15 protein-coding genes are annotated in these 15,004 nt (G+C 64.1%); 7 read left to right on the top strand and 8 right to left on the bottom strand.

What is annotated here, in order from left to right; translation table 11 throughout:
• Positions 1-101 precede the first annotated feature (101 nt).
• The 6 genes from C6A77_RS01065 to C6A77_RS01040 all read right to left on the bottom strand — a co-directional run bounded on the left by C6A77_RS01065 (position 102) and on the right by C6A77_RS01040 (position 5,567).
• Positions 102-890: an N-acetylmuramoyl-L-alanine amidase gene (locus C6A77_RS01065; RefSeq protein WP_114167653.1), complete on the bottom strand. Its 789-nt coding sequence runs from the start codon at positions 888-890 to the stop codon at positions 102-104.
• An 80-nt stretch (positions 891-970) separates the two neighbouring features.
• Positions 971-2,914 carry a GGDEF domain-containing protein gene (locus C6A77_RS01060; RefSeq protein ID WP_114167652.1) on the bottom strand — a complete coding sequence of 648 codons (1,944 nt, stop codon included), beginning with the start codon at positions 2,912-2,914 and terminating at the stop codon, positions 971-973.
• Positions 2,915-2,941: 27 nt separating this feature from the next.
• On the bottom strand, positions 2,942-3,796 hold the full coding sequence (locus tag C6A77_RS01055) for an endonuclease/exonuclease/phosphatase family protein (RefSeq protein ID WP_114167651.1): 855 nt from the start codon (positions 3,794-3,796) through the stop codon (positions 2,942-2,944).
• A 12-nt stretch (positions 3,797-3,808) separates the two neighbouring features.
• Positions 3,809-4,441, bottom strand: coding sequence for a thiol:disulfide interchange protein DsbA (gene dsbA, locus C6A77_RS01050; protein ID WP_114167650.1), 633 nt, complete (start codon positions 4,439-4,441; stop codon positions 3,809-3,811).
• Positions 4,442-4,615: 174 nt separating this feature from the next.
• Positions 4,616-5,233 (bottom strand): c-type cytochrome, encoded by a 618-nt coding sequence (locus tag C6A77_RS01045; protein ID WP_114167649.1) that lies wholly within the window; start codon positions 5,231-5,233, stop codon positions 4,616-4,618.
• Between the two features lie 31 nt (positions 5,234-5,264).
• Positions 5,265-5,567 (bottom strand): c-type cytochrome, encoded by a 303-nt coding sequence (locus C6A77_RS01040; RefSeq protein WP_114167648.1) that lies wholly within the window; start codon positions 5,565-5,567, stop codon positions 5,265-5,267.
• A 201-nt stretch (positions 5,568-5,768) separates the two neighbouring features.
• On the opposite strand from C6A77_RS01040, the gene yihA reads away from it, so the two are divergent.
• Entirely contained in the window at positions 5,769-6,401 is a 633-nt protein-coding gene (gene yihA / locus C6A77_RS01035) for a ribosome biogenesis GTP-binding protein YihA/YsxC (protein WP_114167647.1), read from the top strand.
• A 414-nt stretch (positions 6,402-6,815) separates the two neighbouring features.
• On the opposite strand, the gene polA is transcribed toward yihA, so the two are convergent.
• Positions 6,816-9,563: a DNA polymerase I gene (gene polA / locus C6A77_RS01025; RefSeq protein ID WP_114167646.1), complete on the bottom strand. Its 2,748-nt coding sequence runs from the start codon at positions 9,561-9,563 to the stop codon at positions 6,816-6,818.
• Positions 9,564-9,638: 75 nt separating this feature from the next.
• On the opposite strand from polA, the gene C6A77_RS01020 reads away from it, so the two are divergent.
• Positions 9,639-9,926: a DUF2782 domain-containing protein gene (locus tag C6A77_RS01020; protein WP_013970316.1), complete on the top strand. Its 288-nt coding sequence runs from the start codon at positions 9,639-9,641 to the stop codon at positions 9,924-9,926.
• 69 nt (positions 9,927-9,995) lie between these two features.
• Entirely contained in the window at positions 9,996-10,946 is a 951-nt protein-coding gene (locus C6A77_RS01015) for a homoserine kinase (protein WP_114167645.1), read from the top strand.
• 111 nt (positions 10,947-11,057) lie between these two features.
• Here the strand turns inward: C6A77_RS01015 and C6A77_RS01010 are convergent, their stop codons facing one another.
• Positions 11,058-12,014 (bottom strand): zinc ABC transporter substrate-binding protein, encoded by a 957-nt coding sequence (locus C6A77_RS01010; RefSeq protein ID WP_114167644.1) that lies wholly within the window; start codon positions 12,012-12,014, stop codon positions 11,058-11,060.
• Between the two features lie 18 nt (positions 12,015-12,032).
• Between C6A77_RS01010 and zur the strand changes: the two genes are divergently transcribed.
• The 4 genes from zur to C6A77_RS00990 all read left to right on the top strand — a co-directional run bounded on the left by zur (position 12,033) and on the right by C6A77_RS00990 (position 14,901).
• Positions 12,033-12,518, top strand: coding sequence for a zinc uptake transcriptional repressor Zur (gene zur, locus C6A77_RS01005; RefSeq protein ID WP_114167643.1), 486 nt, complete (start codon positions 12,033-12,035; stop codon positions 12,516-12,518).
• Positions 12,515-13,291 (top strand): zinc ABC transporter ATP-binding protein ZnuC, encoded by a 777-nt coding sequence (gene znuC / locus C6A77_RS01000; RefSeq protein ID WP_114167681.1) that lies wholly within the window; start codon positions 12,515-12,517, stop codon positions 13,289-13,291. Before zur ends, znuC begins: the two co-directional genes overlap by 4 nt.
• Positions 13,284-14,066, top strand: coding sequence for a zinc ABC transporter permease subunit ZnuB (gene znuB, locus C6A77_RS00995; protein ID WP_114167642.1), 783 nt, complete (start codon positions 13,284-13,286; stop codon positions 14,064-14,066). The genes znuC and znuB overlap by 8 nt, the downstream gene beginning before the upstream one ends.
• 127 nt (positions 14,067-14,193) lie before the next feature.
• Entirely contained in the window at positions 14,194-14,901 is a 708-nt protein-coding gene (locus tag C6A77_RS00990; RefSeq protein WP_114167641.1) for a PA5502 family lipoprotein, read from the top strand.
• Positions 14,902-15,004: the final 103 nt, after the last annotated feature.

Below are 15,004 nucleotides of genomic sequence, written 5' to 3'. Positions count from 1 at the left end.
ACGGCATCCAGTTGATAACTAAGGTATAGCAACTGAATCGAGAATCACCCTCGCCGTTGGGCGCTTCGCCGGAACTTGCGCAGGCTGTTTGCCGACGCGGCTCAACGCATGCGGTTGAGCACCTGCAGCATCGCCGCCGTCTGCGCATCCGGCATGCCATCGAAGCGCTGCGGACGGAAGCGCATCTGGAACGCGGCGATGGTGTGGCGGGTGGCGACATCCAGTACCCCGGTCTGCTCGATGGCATAGCCGAACCGCGCCAGTTCCTGCTGATACCAACCGATGCTCGGCGGGTTGACGCTGAAATAGGCCTGCTGGCGGGCCACGGCATTAGCCTCCGGCCAGATACCCAACCCGGCGTCGGCCAAGCGCTTCCATGGGAACAACGGCCCCGGGTCGAGCTTGCGCAGCGGCGCAATATCGCTGTGCCCGATGATGTGCCGTGGTTCGATGTTGTTACGTTTGACGATGTCCTTGAGCAGCGCGATCAGCGCTTGCACCTGCGCTTCGCTGTAAGGGTGCCAGACCCGGCCGTTCGGCGTGTCGGTGAAGCCCGGGTTGACGATTTCGATACCAATCGACGAAGAGTTCAGCCACGTTCGCCCCTGCCACTGACTGTCGCCGGCATGCCAGGCGCGACGGTTTTCATCCACCAGCTGGTACACCGTGGCCGGGCCATCCCCGATCAGGTAATGGCTGCTGACTTCGCCATGGGTCAGCAGCGCCAGGGAGCGCTCCAGCGAAGCATTGGTGTAGTGCAGGACAACGAACTGGATGCGGTTGTCCTGATTGACCGAAGGGTGGCTACGATCGATGCGCAGGCCTGTCGAGCACCCGGCGGCAGACAACAGCAGCAAGCAGATCAGGGTTTTTCTAAGCGTGGAAAGCACGTCAGTGGCCTCAGCATATGAGCGCTACAGTATAACGTGCTCCCCACGGGCCGTGCTTGCCGCGAGTCAGCGGTTGCCCGCTACGCCTGCTCGACGCGGTTGCGCCCCAACTCCTTGGCCCGGTACAGCGCCGCGTCGGCGCGCTTGAGCACCTGGTCGCCGCGTTCGCCGGGGCGAAATGCACCCAGTCCGATGGAAGTGGTGATCACTACCCGTTCGCCTTTGAAGTGGAAGGGGCACGCCTCTACCGTGGCCCGCAGCAGTTCGGCCATCTGGCTGGCGGCTGCCGGTGAAGTCTGCGGCAGCAGCAGGACAAACTCCTCGCCGCCGAAACGGGCAATGAAGTCATGGCCGCGCAGGCGCTTGCGCAATTGATCGGCGACGATTTTCAGCACCTTGTCGCCGGCCAGATGCCCGTAGCTGTCGTTGATGCGCTTGAAATGGTCCAGGTCGAGGATCGCCATCGCCAGATGGCCGCCGCTTTCCTGCCACTCGATCAGTTCGCGCTCGACTCGCTCGCTCCAGGCTGCACGGTTGGGCAGCCCGGTAAGCGGGTCGAGCAAAGCCTTTTGCCGCTGCTCCTCGAGGTGCTCGCGGTAGCCAAGCGCCTCCTGCTCCATGCTGGCCACGCGCTCCGACAGGCCCAGCAGGCGCCCCGCCAGCTCCTGCTCACGCCGATCGCGTTCGTGCTTGTGTTCGTCCATGGTCACCAGCAGGCCTTCCAGGCGGTTATCCAGGATGTGCTTGAGGCTGTCGACATCGGCGGCCCCTTGCATACTGTTCTGCAGCCCATCGACATGCTCACGCAGCTGGGTATCCAGGTCCCGGGCGGCGGAGCTGTTGTCGGCGTGGCCGGCACTGGCCTCGTGCAGATGGCTCTGGAAGCTTTCCAGCCGCTCGTTGAGTTGCTGCAGGTAGGTTTCGAATTCGTGCTGGCCGCTGTCGGTGATCGCCAGCATGAGCACCGCCAGGTCATCCAGCACCGGGATCAGCTCATACCAGTTCAAGCCGCGGGCAACCCGCTCACGCATTTCCAGTGCCTGGGCCTTGTGCCGTTCGGGCAGGCTGAGGTCATCGAGCAGGCCGATCAGGGTTTGCTCGATGTGCGCCGCCACCTGGCTGTAGGGGGGCTCCACTGCGTCGGGCAGGGCATACGGGCCTTCTTCGCCGAAGCTGTCCTCCAGCGGCTGTAGCGGTTCCACGACAACGCTTGGCTCGCTGGCCGCTGCTTGCGGTACGGGCACATCGTCCGCCTGCGGCAGCGGGGCTGGCAGAACTTCGGCGGTCTCGATCAGCGCCGGGCCAGCCACCTCAAGCTCGGGTTCAGGGGCCAGGGGCGTCTCGGCCACAGGATCGGCAGGGCTTGCCAGCGGCTGCAACGCGTCCACATCGTCGGGCTGCGCGGCCTCGACACCGCCCGGTCCCGGCCGTGGGTGGGGCTGGGGCTGGGCAACTGGCAGCGCCACCGACGCAGGCGTCGGCTCGTCGTGCATGTCGTCATCGCGGCTGCCGAACAGACGCTGCAGGAACCCGGGCCGGGTATCTTCCCCGGGCTTGCTCAGGGCGGATAACGCACGGTCTTGCAGGCCGCTCAACTCACCCAGCAATGGCGGCAAGTCACGCGACTGGGCAATGCCGCCATCCAGCTTCTTCGCCAGTTTTTTCAACGGCCGCGACACATCGCTTGGCAGCGGCAGGCCTTGCAGCTGGGTGACCAGCGCAGTCAGTGCATCGCTGACCTGGTTCATGCGCGTTTCCCGGCGCTGTTCGGAATCCAGCACCGCTTTCTCAAGGCGCGGGATCAGCCCGGCCAGGCCCGCGTCCATGTTGTCGCTGCGGATGACCTCGCGCATTTCCTTCATGCACTGGTCCACCACCTTGTCACTGCCTTCGGCAGCCAGCGAGCTACGGACCAGGCCGCGGCGCAGCAGGTCGAGACGGGCATTCCAGCGGCGCTCGAGCTTTTCCTGCTGCTCGATGCTTTTCAGGTATTTTTCTTTCCAGCGCTCAGCGTCTTCAGTCATGCCCGGGTCCGCAAACGGTGATGGCAATTAGCTCAGGACCGGCAGCGTATCCACAGTCAATGCATCAGGCAATCGAATCTCGACAGCAACGGGAAGGTGATCGGAAATTGGCTGCGCCAGCACCTCGACACGCTCCAGTGTCAGGCTCGAACTCAGCAGGATGTGATCCAGGCAACGCTTGGGGCGCCAGCTGGGGAAGGTGGCCTCGACTTGCGGGGCAACCAGGCCCAGGTCGCGCAGCGGCGAATGCTCCAGCAGGTCGGTGGCATGGGTATTCATGTCGCCCATCAGCACCTGGTGGCGGTAGCCGCCAATCAATTCGCGGATATAGCCCAGCTGCAGGGCGCGGGTCTTGGCCCCCAGGGCCAGGTGCATCATGACCACGATCAGCGCGTCTGCGCCCTCGCCAAAACGCACCAGGATCGCACCACGCCCGGCTGGGCCAGGCAACGGGTGATCCTCGAGCAATTGCGGCTTCAGCCGGCTGAGCACGCCGTTGCTGTGCTGGGCAAAGCGCCCGAGGTTGCGGTTGAGCTGCTGGTACCAGTAGGGGAAGGCGCCCAGGTGCGCCAGGTGCTCGACCTGGTTGACGTAGCCCGAGCGCAGGCTGCCGCCATCGACCTCCTGCAAGGCCACCAGGTCGAAGTCGCCGAGCAACTGGCCGATCTTCTGCAAGTTGCCGGCGCGCCCGTTGTGCGGCAGCAGGTGCTGCCAGCTACGGGTCAGGTAATGCCGGTAGCGCTCAGTGCTGATGCCTACCTGAATGTTGAAACTGAGCAGCCGCAGGCGACCATCCTCAGGCAGGCCTGGGGCCTGCAAGTGATGCTCGTTGACCTGCGGCTGGTGCAGGCCAATGCCACGCGCGGGTCCGGAGCGGCGCATGGATTACACCGCCTACTTGGCGGCGCGCTCCTTGGCGATCAGCTGGTCGGCAACGTTCAGCACGCCTTCCGGCCCGCCAGCAGTACCCAGGTCGAAGCGGTACTTGCCGTTGACCACCATGCTCGGTACGCCGGTGATTTCATACTTCTTCGCCAGCTCCTTGGCCTGGTTGACCTGGCCCTTGATGGCGAACGAGTCGAAGGTGGCGAGGAACTTGTCCTTGTCGACGCCCTGAGTGGCGAGGAAATCGGCCATGTCGTTCTTGTCGGTCAGGCGCTTGCGCTGGTTCTGGATGGCATCGAATACCGCAGCATGCACCTTCTGCTCGACGCCCATGGCTTCGAGGGTGAGGAACATCTGGCCGTGCGCATCCCACGCGCCGCCGAACATGGCCGGTACGCGCTTGAAGTTGACGTCCTTCGGCAGTTTTTCGACCCATGGGTTGATGGTTGGCTCGAAGTGGTAGCAGTGGGGGCAGCCGTACCAGAACAGCTCGACCACCTCGATCTTGCCGGGCACGGAAACCGGAACAGGGTTGCTCAGCTCGAGGTATTCCTTGCCGACGACCGGCTCGGCGGCCTGGACGGCGGTCATACCAAATACGCTGGCGGCGACCAGCGCAGCGCTGAGAATCAGTTTACGCATGCTTTACTCCTGAGCATTCATGGGTCGCCACGACGCGACCTGGATTGAGACAGGCCGGGAAGGGCTCGAGTTCTGTAGTGTAACGGCAGCGAACAGAAAAAAGGGCGGTCCGGCCGCCCTTTCATCATTGGCTTGCAACATTAACCGAAAGTTAATGCCCCACCTGGAAGGGTCTCAGTGCAGACCCTGGATGTAGCTGGCCAACGCCTCGATGTCGTGGTTGCTCAGCTTGCCGGCGATGGTACGCATGGTCATGGCATCGCCATCGTTGGTGCGGTTGCCCTCGCGGAAATCGGTGAGCTGCTTGGTCACGTACTGCGCATGCTGGCCGCCCAGATGCGGGAAGCCGGCCAGGGCGATGCCCGCGCCGTTAGGCGAGTGGCAGCCGGTGCAGGCCGGCATGCCTTTTTCCAGGTCGCCGCCGTTGAACAGCGCACGGCCACGTTCGACCAGCTTCGGATCGGCGGCACCCACGCTGCCTTTCTGACTGGCGAAATAGGCGGCGATGTCGGCCAGGTCCTGGTCGCTGAACGCAGTCAGCATGCCGGTCATCTCCAGCACGGTGCGCTTGCCCGATTTGATATCGTGCAGCTGTTTTTCGAGGTAGCGCTGGCCTTGGCCGGCCAGTTTCGGGAAGTTCGGTGCCAGGCTGTTGCCGTCGGGGTTGTGGCAAGCACCACAGACGGCCGTCTTGGCCTGGCCAGCAGCGGCATCGCCTTTGACGGGTTGTGCAGCAGTGGCCGCACCAGCGACACCCAGGGTCAACAGCAGACTCACGACTAGTTTGTTCATCAGCTAATCCAACACGGCTAAGGGTGAAATGTTATGTATCGGGACTGCCACTCATCCAAAGGATGACCAAACGGTAGTCCTCGGCACTGCAGTCCATGCACAATCCACGCGGCGGCATAGCCTTGAAACCCTGGGTCACGTGCTTCACCAGTACCTCCATGCCTTGCGCCAGCCTGGGCTCCCACGCTGCCCGGTCACCCTGTCTGGGTGCCTGTGGCAACTGCCCGGTGTGACAGGCCGCACACGTGCGGTTGTACAACACCTCGGGATCCTGTGTAGCCTGTGCGCTGAAAAACGGCAGGAACATACCGACAGCAAGCAGCCATTTCGCCATGCGGAACGACCTTCAGGGTTGGGGGCCGCGCTGCGTTCTGTTGCGCGAGCTATTGTTCGACACCCCATGCCCGTTCTCCTTCGCCGGGAGAATGAGCACACAAAAACTGGGGCATTATATACTTCCGCCATCCAAACGGAAACGACACCGCTTGCCAGGCTCGAGCCTAAAGAGTCAGGCAACACCCACATCGGATATCCCATGCAAGTCAAGAACCCCATCCTCGGCCTCTGCCAGAAAGCCAAATTCGCCCTCAGCGCTGCCAAGGTCGAACAATGCCCGGACGACCAGGGTTACGAGGTGGCTTTTGCCGGCCGCTCCAACGCCGGCAAGTCCAGCGCCCTCAACACCCTGACTCATGCCAGCCTGGCGCGCACCTCGAAGACCCCCGGGCGCACCCAGCTGTTGAATTTCTTCAGTCTGGACGATGAACGGCGTTTGGTCGACCTGCCGGGCTACGGTTATGCAAAAGTGCCGATTCCGCTCAAGCAGCACTGGCAAAAACACCTGGAAGCCTACTTGGGCAGCCGTGAGTGCCTGCGTGGCGTGATCCTGATGATGGATGTGCGCCACCCGATGACCGACTTCGACAAGATGATGCTCGACTGGGCCAAGGCCAGCAGCATGCCGATGCACATCCTGCTGACCAAGGCCGACAAGCTGACCCATGGCGCGGGCAAGAACACCCTGCTCAAGGTGCAGTCGGAAATCCGCAAGGGCTGGGGCGATGGCGTGACCATCCAGCTGTTCTCGGCGCCCAAGCGGCTGGGCGTGGAAGACGCCTACCGGGTGCTGGCGGACTGGATGGAGCTGGAAGACCGCCCGGTGGCCTGAAGGCAAGAGAGCACCCTGTGGGAGCGGGCGTGCCCGCGAAGCATCCTGCGCCGAGCATGGCCTGGGCGTCGCCCAGGTTCGCGGGCGCGCTCGCTCCAACAGGGTTTCTCATCAGGCTCAGGTCAAATTCCGGGCAAAAAAAACCCCGGACTTCGTATGGGGAGGGGGAAGTTCGGGGTCCAAGTCCGGACCGCTAGGGCGGGGTCCAGATATCTGCCAACACTTAACACAACATAGGAGCATCGAAAGGCTTCACCAGCCATTCAGGTACTCTGAGTTCCGCTTCACCGGTTTAGTTCCGAGGCCCTGAAAACTATTTGCGATAGTTTCATGAACGCTCAGTACCGACGGCGCTGAGCGCCGCCGCGATCCGCGTCCCTACGTCACCGATCCTACACAGCTTTGCCTGCCCGATCAGTGAGCTTCATCCCAATTCGCACCAATTCCTGCCTCGACCAGCAGCGGCACATCCAGCTGCGCGGCCTGGCTCATGTGCTGGCGAATTTCATCTTTCACCTGCTCCACCAGGTCCTCGCGCACTTCCAGCACCAGTTCATCGTGTACCTGCAGGATCACCCGCGCATCCAGCCCGCTCCCGCCGAGCCAGTTGTCCACATTGACCATGGCCCGCTTGATGATGTCGGCCGCGGTGCCCTGCATGGGGGCGTTGATCGCCGTACGCTCGGCGCCTTTGCGCAGGGCCGGGTTCTTGGCGTTGATGTCCGGCAGGTACAGGCGGCGACCGAACAGGGTTTCGACGAAGCCTTGCTCCGCCGCCTGGGCGCGGGTGCGCTCCATGTAGGCGAGCACGCCCGGGTAACGCGCGAAGTAGCGGTCGATGTAGTCCTGCGACTGCTTGCGGTCGACACCGATCTGCTTGGCCAGGCCAAAGGCGCTCATGCCGTAGATCAGCCCGAAGTTGATGGCCTTGGCTTTGCGCCGCTGGTCGTTGCTGACATCTTCCAGGGCCACGCCGAACACCTCGGCCGCCGTGGCGCGGTGCACATCCAGGTCGTTGCGGAAGGCATGCAGCAAGCCCTCGTCCTTGGCCAGATGGGCCATGATGCGCAACTCGATCTGCGAGTAGTCCGCCGCCAGCAGCTTGTAGCCGGGGCTGGCAATGAAGGCCTGGCGGATGCGCCGCCCTTCGGCGGTACGGATCGGAATGTTCTGCAGGTTCGGGTCGCTCGACGACAGCCGGCCGGTGGCCGCCACCGCCTGCTGGTACGAGGTGTGGATACGCCCGGTACGCGGGTTGATCTGCCCCGGCAGCTTGTCGGTGTAGGTGCTCTTGAGCTTGCTCAGGCTGCGGTACTGCATCAGTACCTCGGGCAGCGGGTAGCCTTGCTCGGCCAGTTCGTCGAGCACCGCCTCGGCGGTGGAAGGCTGGCCCTTGGTGGTCTTGCTCAGCACCGGCATGCCCAGCTTGTCATAGAGGATCGCCCCCAGCTGCTTGGGCGAGCCCAGGTTGAATGCTTCGCCTGCCAGCTCATAGGCGCGCTGCTCCAGCTCGGCCATCTTCAACCCAAGCTCGCCACTCTGCACCTGCAGCAGCGCGGCATCGACCAGCGCGCCCTGGCGCTCGATCCGGGCCAGCACCGGCACCAACGGCATCTCGATGCCCATCAGCACCGGCTGCACGCTTGGCGTCTGGGCCAGACGCGCCTGCAGCGCCTGGTGCAGGCGCAGGGTGATGTCGGCATCTTCGGCGGCGTAGGGGCCGGCCTTGTCCAGGTGGATCTGGTTGAAGGTGAGCTGCTTGGCACCCTTGCCGGCGATGTCCTCGAAGGCGATGGTGGTGTGGTCGAGGTACTTCTGCGCCAGGCTGTCCATGTCGTGCCGGGTGGCAGTGGAGTTCAGCACGTACGATTCGAGCATGGTGTCGTAGGCCACGCCACGCATGTCGATGGCGGGCGAGCTGTTGGCGAGGATGTTGATGTCGTACTTGGCGTTCTGCCCGACCTTGGCCTTGGCCGGGTCTTCCAGCAGCGGCTTCAGCGCCAGCAGTACGGCCTCGCGGTCCAGCTGGGCCGGTGCGCCTTCGTAGTCGTGAGCCAGCGGCACATAGGCGGCTTCATGCGGCTCGACCGCGAACGACAGGCCGACCAGCTGCGCCTGTTGGGCATCCAGGCTGGTGGTTTCGGTGTCGAAGGCGAACAGCGGGGCCTGGCGCAGCTTCTCCAGCCAGTAATCGAAACGGGCCTGGTCGAGGATGGTTTCGTAGGTGGGTTCGACCTTGGCTGCCGGCTCCGCAATCGGCGCGATGTCGTCACCGGCCTTGGCCGCGTCACGCTGCACCTCGGCGACCCAGCTCTTGAACTCCATCTCGGTGTACAGCGCCAGCAACGCTTCGCGGTCAGGCTCGCCGCAGACCAGGGCATCGACTTCGATATCCAGCGGCACATCGACCTTGATGGTGGCCAGCTCGTAGGACAGGAATGCCGCGTCGCGGTGCTCTTGCAGCTTGGCCGGCAGGGTCTTGGCGCCGCGAATGGCCAGGGCCGGGACCTTGTCCAGGTTGGCATACAGGTCGGCGAGGCCGCCGCCGATGCCGGTCAGCAGGCCCACCGCCGTTTTTTCGCCCACGCCCGGCACGCCAGGGATGTTGTCGACCTTGTCGCCCATCAGCGCCAGGAAGTCGATGATATGTTCCGGGCCGACGCCGAATTTCTCGTGCACGCCAGCCACATCCAGCACGCTACCGGTCATGGTGTTGACCAAGGTAATGTGCCCGTCGACCAGTTGCGCCATGTCCTTGTCACCGGTCGAGATGATTACCGGGCGGCCCAGCGCGGCACTGCTGCGTGCCAGGGTACCGATCACATCGTCCGCTTCGACCCCCTCCACGCACAGCAGCGGGTAGCCCAACGCCTTGACGCTGGCATGCAGCGGCTCGATCTGCACCCTCAGGTCGTCCGGCATGCTCGGGCGGTTGGCCTTGTATTCAGCGAACATGGCATCGCGGAAGGTGCCGCCCTTGGCGTCGAACACCACCGCGAACAGGCTGTCGGGGTATTGCTTGCGCAGGCTCTTGAGCATGTTCAGCACACCCTTCACCGCACCGGTCGGCATGCCCTTGGAGGTGGTCAGCGGCGGCAGCGCGTGGAAGGCGCGGTACAGGTAGGAGGAACCGTCCACCAGGACGAGGGGCGCTTGGCTCATGAGCAGAATCAACCTTTTCGACGGGTCCGGCGCTAGAATAGCCAGAATCAATGACGACAAAGGGACAAGGTTATCATGCGTACACTCAATCGCCTGTTACTGCTCGGTCTGTTGGCAACCATGCCTGTCGTCACCCTGGCGGCGGACGACGCCCCCTCGGCCGATCCCGAGGTGACCATTCGCACGGAAGGCGACAAGACCATCCAGGAGTACCGCCAGAACGGCTTCCTGTATGCAATCAAGATCACGCCGAAAAACGGCAAGCCTTATTTCCTGGTACGCGCCGATGGCTCTGATGGCAATTTCATTCGATCCGACCAGCCGGACATGCTGATTCCGTCCTGGAAGATCTTCGAGTGGTAATCTGACGCGCACCGTTCACATCAACCCGGCACTTCCCGGCGGAAGTGCCCGTATGGGCAATCTTTCATCATGTCAGTCTTCACCCCCGTGACCCGGCCTGAGCTGGAAACCTTTCTGGCGCCGTACGAGCTGGGTCGTCTGCTCGATTTCCAGGGCATCGCCGCCGGCACCGAGAACAGCAATTTCTTCGTCAGCCTCGAACAGGGGGAGTTCGTCCTGACGCTGATCGAGCGCGGGCCCAGCGAGGACATGCCGTTCTTCATCGAACTGCTCGACACCCTGCACGCCGCCGACATGCCGGTGCCCTATGCGGTCCGCGACCGCGACGGCAACGGCCTGCGCGAACTGTGCGGCAAGCCGGCCCTGCTGCAGCCAAGGCTGTCAGGCAAGCACATCAAGGCACCCAACGCTCAGCACTGCGCCCAGGTAGGCGAGTTGCTGGCGCACATTCACCTGGCCACCCGCGAGCACATCATCGAGCGCCGCACCGACCGTGGCCTGGACTGGATGCTGGCCTCGGGCGCCGAACTGCTGCCGCGCCTGAGCGCCGAACAAGCCGCGCTGCTGCAGCCGGCACTGGCTGAAATCAGCGCGCACAAGGCGCAGATCCTAGCGCTGCCACGCGCCAACCTGCATGCCGACCTGTTCCGCGACAACGTGATGTTCGAAGGCACCCACCTGACCGGCGTGATCGACTTCTACAACGCCTGTTCCGGGCCGATGCTGTATGACATCGCCATCACCGTGAACGACTGGTGCCTGGACGAGCACGGCGCGATCGACGTGCCGCGCGCCCAGGCGCTGCTGGCCGCCTATGCGGCATTGCGGCCCTTCACGGCGGCCGAGGCCGAGCTGTGGCCGGAGATGCTGCGGGTCGGCTGCGTCCGCTTCTGGCTGTCGCGCCTGATCGCTGCGGAATCGTTTGCCGGTATGGATGTGATGATCCATGACCCGAGCGAGTTCGAAGTGCGTCTGGCGCAGCGTCAGCAGGTGGCTTTGCACCTGCCTTTCGCCCTGTAGACCGCGTCTGCTTCTTCGCGGGTAAACCCGCTCCCACAGGTATGGTGACAGGCTCGAAATTTGTGCTGTCCTTGTGGGAGCGGGTTCACCCGCGAAGAGGCCGGCACAGGCTTACAGCTGTTCCAGGCACCCCGCCAGGTCGCCACCCAGTTTCTCCAGCAAGCGTTCATAGCCCTTGCCATCCACCGCGTCGGTACCGCCCAGCGCATCCAGCTCGGCCAGGCGCACCGGCAGCCCGGCCGTCAGGGTCTCGGCCAGGCGCGGTCGCAGTGGCGGTTCGCTGAACACGCAGGTCTTGCCCACTTCCTGCAGGCGCTTGCGCATCGCCGCCACATGCTGCGCCCCCGGCTGCACCTCGGCTGCGACACTGAACACCCCAGTGTGCTTGAGGCCATACTCGGCCTCGAAATAGTCGAACGCTTCGTGGAACACGAAATACGGCTTGCCGGCAATGCCGGCCACCCGCGCCTTGATCCGCCCGTCCAGTGCATCCAGGCGGCCCTCGAAAGCTTTCAGGTTGCTTTGGTAGCGGGCCGCATTGGCCGGGTCGACCTGAGCCAGGTCAGCGGCCATTTTGCCTGCAATTACCCGCGCGTTGACCGACGATAACCACAGATGCGCATCGAGGCTGCCTGGCCGGTGGTCATGATCATGGTCATCGTGGTCCGCTTCCTCGTGGGAATGGCTGTCCTCGCCGAAGTGGCGCAGCTTCATGCCCGGCAGCGACTGCACCGACACCGTAGCCTTGCTGCGGCTACCCAGCACCCGGGGCAGGAAGCCCTCCATGTCCGGGCCGATCCAGTACAGCAGGTCGGCATCAGCCACCCGCCGTACGTCGGACGGGCGCAGCGCGTAGTGGTGCGGCGAAGCCCCCGGCGGCAGCAATACCTCCGGGCTGCCGACACCGTCCTGCACGGCGGCGGCAATCTGCTGCAAGGGTTTGATACTGGTCAGCACCCGTACATCGGCCTGAGCGGAACATGCGATGAAAGCGACAAAAAGGGCTAGGAATCGGGACACGGTGAATACTCGGGTCGTGAGAAACAGGTAACATAATAACGTCTCCATCCAGAACCGTCGCTGCCCATGTCCATCACGCCGCTGGCTAACCGTCCTCACGATCACTCCCATTGCGTACACAGCGCACTGGCCGAAGCCGACGCCTTGTGCACCCGCCAGGGCCTGCGCCTGACTGCGCTGCGCCGCCGTGTGCTGGAGCTGGTCTGGCAAAGCCACAAGCCGTTGGGTGCCTACGACATCCTCGCCGTGCTCAGCGAGCAGGACGGCCGCCGCGCCGCGCCGCCCACGGTGTATCGCGCGCTGGATTTCCTGCTGGAAAACGGCCTGGTGCACCGCATCGCCTCGCTCAATGCTTTCATCGGCTGCAGCCACCCGGAGCATGTGCATCAGGGCCAGTTCCTGATCTGCCGCGCCTGCCACGTGGCGGTCGAGCTGGAGCAGGACAGCATCAGCGAAGCCATCATCAGCAGCGCCAGAAACGTCGGTTTCACGGTCGAAACGCAGACCGTGGAAGTGGTCGGGCTGTGCGGCAACTGCCGGGGCGCAGCATGAGCGATGCACTGATCCGCCTGGAGCAGGTCGGTGTCAGCTTTGGCGGCGAGGCGGTGCTGGACAGCATCGACCTGTCGGTAGCACCCGGCCAGATCGTCACCCTGATCGGCCCGAACGGGGCAGGCAAGACCACTTTGGTGCGCGCCGTGCTCGGCCTGCTCAAGCCGCACCGCGGCAAGGTCTGGCGCAAACCGAAACTGCGTATTGGTTACATGCCGCAAAAAATTCAGGTCGATGCCACGCTGCCGCTGTCGGTGCTGCGCTTCTTGCGCCTGGTGCCGGGCGTAGACCGCGCGGCAGCCCTGTCAGCGCTGCAGGAAGTGGGCGCCGAGCAGGTCATCGACAGCCCGATCCAGACCATTTCCGGCGGTGAAATGCAGCGCGTGCTGCTGGCCCGCGCCCTGCTGCGCGAACCCCAGTTGCTGGTGCTCGACGAGCCGGTGCAGGGCGTCGATGTGGTCGGCCAGAGCGAGCTGTACAACCTCATTACCCGCCTGCGCGACCGCCACGGCTGCGGCGTGCTGATGGTTTCCCACGACCTGCACCTGGTCATGAGCGCCACCGACCAGGTGGTGTGCCTGAACCGCCATGTATGCTGCTCCGGCCATCCCGAGCAAGTCAGCGGCGACCCGGCGTTCGTCGAGCTGTTCGGCCAGGCCGCCGCACCCAGCCTGGCTGTCTACCATCACCATCACGACCACAGCCACGACCTGCACGGCTCGGTGGTAACCCCTGGCCCCCATGTTCACGGAGCGCACTGCAAGCATGGCTGATTTTCTTCTCTACGCCCTGCTTGCCGGTTTGTCCCTGGCGCTGGTGGCCGGCCCGCTGGGCTCCTTCGTGGTGTGGCGGCGCATGGCCTATTTTGGCGACACCCTGTCTCACGCCGCCCTGCTCGGCGTGGCCCTGGGCTTTGCTCTGGACGTCAGCCCGACGCTGGCGGTAACCGTGGGCTGCCTGCTGCTGGCGCTGCTGCTGGTGACCCTGCAGCAACGCCAGGCGCTGGCCTCGGACACACTGCTGGGCATCCTCGCGCCCAGTACCTTGTCCCTGGGCCTGGTGGTGCTGAGCTTCATGCACGATGTGCGCATCGACCTGATGGCCTACCTGTTCGGTGACCTGCTGGCCATCAGCACCACCGATCTCGCGTGGATCCTCGGCGGCAGCGCGCTGGTCCTGCTATTGCTCGCTGCGCTGTGGCGGCCGTTGCTGGCAGTGACCGTGCACGAAGAGCTGGCGATGGTCGAAGGCCTGCCGGTGGCGGGCTTGCGCCTGGCGCTGATGCTGCTGATCGCGGTGGTGATTGCCGTGGCCATGAAGATCGTGGGAGTCCTGCTGATCACCTCGCTGTTGATCATTCCTGCTGCTGCGGCGCAGCGTCACGCCCGCTCGCCCGAGCAGATGGCCGTGGGCGCCAGCCTGCTCGGCGTGACCGCGGTTTGCGGCGGCCTGGCCCTGTCCTGGTTCAAGGACACCCCGGCCGGCCCGTCGATCGTGGTATGCGCGGCGGTGCTATTCTTGCTGAGCCTGGCCCTGCCGAAACGCTGAAAAACCGGGCGTGCGAAGGCGCGCCCTGCAACCTTTTCGCACGTAAAGGGTCTGTAAGACTTGTTTTCGAGCGTGCGCACCTGGGTGTAGACTTGCTCGCTTTTTGCGCAAATAGAGAGTCGCAGGAATGAAGCCGTTCGCCTCCCGTTGTCTGCTTGTTGCCGTGTTTTCCCTGTTCCTGGCTGGCTGTTCCAGCGCGCCGGTCGAACAGGCGGCCGCACCTGCCCAAGCCGATGCCTGGCAGCAGTTGCAACAGAACATCGCCAGCAACGAGCTGGCCACCGCCGAAGACCAGCTGGCGACCCTGCAGGCGCAGGCGCCCGATGACGCACGCCTGGAGCAATTCCAGCGCCAGCTCGCCGAAGCCTACCTGCAGCGCAGCCAGATCTACCTGCAAAAGGGTGATGTGAACGCGGCGGCCACCGCCCTGGCCCGTGCCCGCGCGCTGATGCCGCAGGCCCCGGCGGTTACCGGTGGCGATGCCGTGACCCAGGCGCGCAAGGCCGAACTGGAAAAGGCCGAAGCAGCCTTGAAAGCCGCCGAAGCCAAGCCGAAGGCGCGCATCATCGACCCGGCCGCGCCGAGCACTGTGGTGGCCTTGAAAACCACTGACAGCCGCGCCATGCGCCGCCAGCTGGATGACATTGCCGCCGATGTGGTGAGTTACCAGTGTGAAGTGGTGTTCCAGGTGCCGCGCACCGAGGATGCACCCTGGCTGAAGAGCCTGCTGGAAAAGCGCGTGCGCAAGATCGACAGCGGGTTTGAGCTGAAGCAGAAGCATGAAATTCAGCGTTCGCTTCCGGCGCAGGTGGTATTAGTACCGCACCAGCAGTAAAAAGCTTCGAGGCTAAACCCTGCGCAGTACCTCTGGGAGCGGGCGCGCCCGCTCCCACAATGGCCGCGTTATCGCTGCCCTCTGTGGGAGCGGGTTTACCCGC

Origin of the sequence: Pseudomonas sp. AFG_SD02_1510_Pfu_092 (genome assembly GCF_003331055.1) — a bacterium.
Classification (GTDB): Bacteria; Pseudomonadota; Gammaproteobacteria; order Pseudomonadales; family Pseudomonadaceae; genus Aquipseudomonas.
This window is presented reverse-complemented; position numbering and strand designations above follow the sequence as displayed.